The 3,307-nt window shown below is 37.1% G+C and carries 3 protein-coding genes; all 3 read left to right on the top strand.

The genetic code is table 11. The annotated features are described in order from the left end of the window. Nucleotides 1–167 precede the first annotated feature (167 nt). The 3 genes from OZD63_RS00310 to pnp are packed head-to-tail and all read left to right on the top strand — an operon-like array spanning nucleotide 168 to nucleotide 2,995. Entirely contained in the window at nucleotides 168–428 is a 261-nt protein-coding gene (locus OZD63_RS00310) for a hypothetical protein (RefSeq protein WP_274979567.1), read from the top strand. 12 nt (nucleotides 429–440) lie between these two features. After that, nucleotides 441–713, top strand: a complete 273-nt coding sequence (rpsO, locus tag OZD63_RS00305) for a 30S ribosomal protein S15 (RefSeq protein ID WP_275007786.1) — start codon at nucleotides 441–443, stop codon at nucleotides 711–713. A gap of 14 nt (nucleotides 714–727) precedes the next feature. Beyond that, complete coding sequence (gene pnp, locus OZD63_RS00300) at nucleotides 728–2,995, top strand: polyribonucleotide nucleotidyltransferase (protein WP_275007784.1); 2,268 nt, start codon at nucleotides 728–730, stop codon at nucleotides 2,993–2,995. The last annotated feature ends 312 nt before the right edge of the window (nucleotides 2,996–3,307 follow it).

Below are 3,307 nucleotides of genomic sequence, written 5' to 3'. Positions count from 1 at the left end.
TGAGAAGGAACTGCTACTCAAGTGTTATTTGCTTAACAAATTTACTGAAATAGGCATGGCTAAGTTTGAGATAGCTTCATGAATTTATTGTACGTTACCTACTATCCGAAGAGCGATGCAACAAAGCCATCCCAGTGTCACGCACTGGGATGACAGAGGGGGGTGGGATGACAGAAGATGATGGAGTGACAGGGAGTAATACAAAAAGTTTCGTCATCCCCATTGAATCGGTTTTAAAATCGATGTTCAAAGTTGAAATTTCCCTAGAAGATGCGGGGAAAATCAGAAAAGGTCAGGAAGTTGTATTAAATAACTTGCGTAATTTAAAGAATCATGATATTTGTTGTGCGGTGGTGGGTAGTGTACCTATTGCAATCTGCAGTTTTATTTGTGGTTGTGTGAAGCCTATTCGTGTTTTTAGTATTTAAAATGAGGTTTAGATGTCGATAACATCCGAAAAGAAAAAGAGTTTGATAAATATATATGCAATTAAAGAAGATGATACAGGCTCATCTTTTGTACAATGTGCAATTTTGACCGAGAGGATCAGTAACTTAACTGAGCATTTTAAAGTGCACAAGCATGACCATCACTCTAAGCGTGGTTTACTTGTATTGATAGGTAGAAGACGCAAGCACTTAAATTATATAAAGCGTAAATTTGGTAATGAAGCCTATCAGGAATTAATAGAGAAGTTAGGCATTAGAAAATAATCGAGGAATTTAATATGTTTAAAATTATAAAAAAATCTATAGAGTGGGGTGGTCGTGCCTTATCTTTAGAAACAGGAAAAATAGCACGCCAAGCTCATGGTTCAGTAGTTGTAAATTACGGTGATACTTCTGTTTTAGTAACTGTTGTACGTAAAAAGAAGGAAGAAAGCGTTGATTTCCTACCTTTAAATGTGCAGTTTATCGCAAAAAGCTATGCCATGGGTAAGATCCCTGGCGGGTTTTTTAAAAGAGAAGGCAAGCCATCTGATAGAGAAACTTTAATCTCAAGAGTAATAGATAGAAGTATAAGACCACTATTCCCAGAAGGATTTCATGATGAAATTAGTGTGGTGTGCAATCTATTAACCTATGATACAGTCAATCCTCCCGAAGTGCCAGCATTGATTGGTGCTGTTGCAGCTCTTGCAATTTCTGGTGTTCCCTTTCACTTTACTATAGCTGGAGTGATGGTTGGTTGTGATGAAAATAATAACTATATACTCAACCCTTCTGTTCAAGAGATGAAAGCAAGCAGCTTGGATCTGTTTTTGTCTGGTGATGAAAATTCAATTTTAATGGTTGAATCAGAAGTGAAAGAGCTCTCTGAAGAAAATGTTTTTAATGCAATAAAATTTGGCCATGAACACCTTAAGCCTGTCATTAAGCTCATAAAAGAGTTTGCTGATACAATTGGCAATAAACCTGAGAGCTTTGCCCCTATTGATGCATCAGATATAACACAAGAGCTCGAAAAATACGGTAAAGATTTTGAAAAAGCATATTCGCAAACAGTAAAACAAGAGCGAGTTCAAGCTCTAGAAGCGATCAGAGAGAATATATTGAATACTCTTAAAGAAACTGGAAAAGACGAAAAGTTAATTACGTATGCAGTAAAAAACTTTGAAAGATCCTTAGTACGTGAAATAATTAGGAAGAAAAGTGTAAGGATAGACGGTCGTAAGCATGATGAGATACGTCAGATAGAAGTTGAAGTTGATATTCTGTCCAAAGCTCACGGTTCTGCACTATTTACAAGAGGCAATACTCAGGCACTGGTTGTTACTGCTCTTGGCACCACTCAAGATGAGCAAATTGTGGATGATATTGAAGGGGATAGACGTGAGCATTTCATGTTGCATTATAACTTTCCCTCATTTGCTGTTGGAGAAACTTCTGCTGTGCGTGCACCAGGAAGAAGAGAAATCGGTCATGGCAAACTTGCTTGGAAAGCAATTCATCCTGTTTTACCCGATAAGTCTGAATTTCCTTATACAATAAGAGTAGTGTCCGAAATTTTGGAGTCTGATGGTTCTTCTTCTATGGCAACAGTTTGTGGGACTTCTCTTGCTTTAATGGATACGGGTGTGCCAATAAAGGCCCCTGTTGCTGGAATTGCTATGGGTCTCATCAAAGATAAAGACGAGTATGTAATACTTTCCGATATACTTGGTGATGAAGATTATCTTGGTGATATGGACTTTAAAGTAGCGGGAACTAGTGAAGGGGTTACGGCGCTACAAATGGACATGAAAATTTCTGGTATAAGCTTTGAAATTGTTGAAAAATCTTTAGAACAGGCAAAAGCTGGAAGATTACATATTTTAGAAAAAATGAATGCAGTGATTTCAGAACACAGTGATGATGTCAAAGACCATGCACCAAGGATGTTATCATTTTACATAGATAAAGACAAAATTTCTGCTGCTATAGGTTCTAAGGGGAAAAATATACGCAGTGTGTGTGAAAGAAGTAATGCAAAAATTGAAATAGGAGATGATGGTAAAGTTTCTGTTTTTGCTACGAGTGGCACTGAAGCTGAAATTGCAAAGAGTATGATGATTGATTCAATAACAGAACTAGAACAAGGTTCTATAGTTGATGTCAAGGTTGTAAGAATAGAGAAGTCTATTGTAGAGCTTGAATTTCTTAATGGCAGAAAAGGAAAAATGCACATAAGTGAAGTAGCTAATGAACATATAGATTCTATAGAGAGCGTACTTAAACAAGATGATACTTTCAAAGCACTAGTAATTGACTTCGAAAAAGGTGGGTGTCCAAAGTTGTCAAGACGTCGGGTTGATCAAGAGACGGGAGGGTTTTTTGAAGGTGAGCTTTACAACGAGGAAAGAAGAGATGGTCCAAATGACAGGGATAATTATTACAATAATTCATTTAGTAGAAAACCTGGAGGAAGTCACCATAAGAGGCCTCCTCGTTCTGGTTTCAGCAACAGAAATAGGCCGAAATTTGGTAATAATGATTCATCATCAGGTTTTTATTAAGAGTAGACTTCTTGCGTTACCTCTCGTCATTCCAGTGCTTAACACTGGAATGACACCCTTTCTGGTGAAGGTTGTTCTCAAATCACAATGTTAGTACAATTGTGGTGTTAGCTATAGCTAACCCAAGGTATCCGTTCAGCAGAGTGGTAGAATAAGGTAGACAAAGTGATCTAAAAAGATAATCATAGAGCAAAAGTGAGGTAATGTGGTAAACCTTTTAGAACCTGTTAAGGATCTCGAAGATATGAGGTAAAATAAGCATAGTTAAGAAAGAGGTATATCTATGCAAAAAAGCTATCCAAGAGATATAAG

The organism is Wolbachia endosymbiont of Drosophila leontia (assembly GCF_028981785.1).
Taxonomy (GTDB): domain Bacteria; phylum Pseudomonadota; class Alphaproteobacteria; order Rickettsiales; family Anaplasmataceae; genus Wolbachia; species Wolbachia pipientis.
The sequence above is the reverse complement of the archived record's forward strand: the minus strand, read 5'-3'. Positions and strand labels throughout refer to the sequence as shown.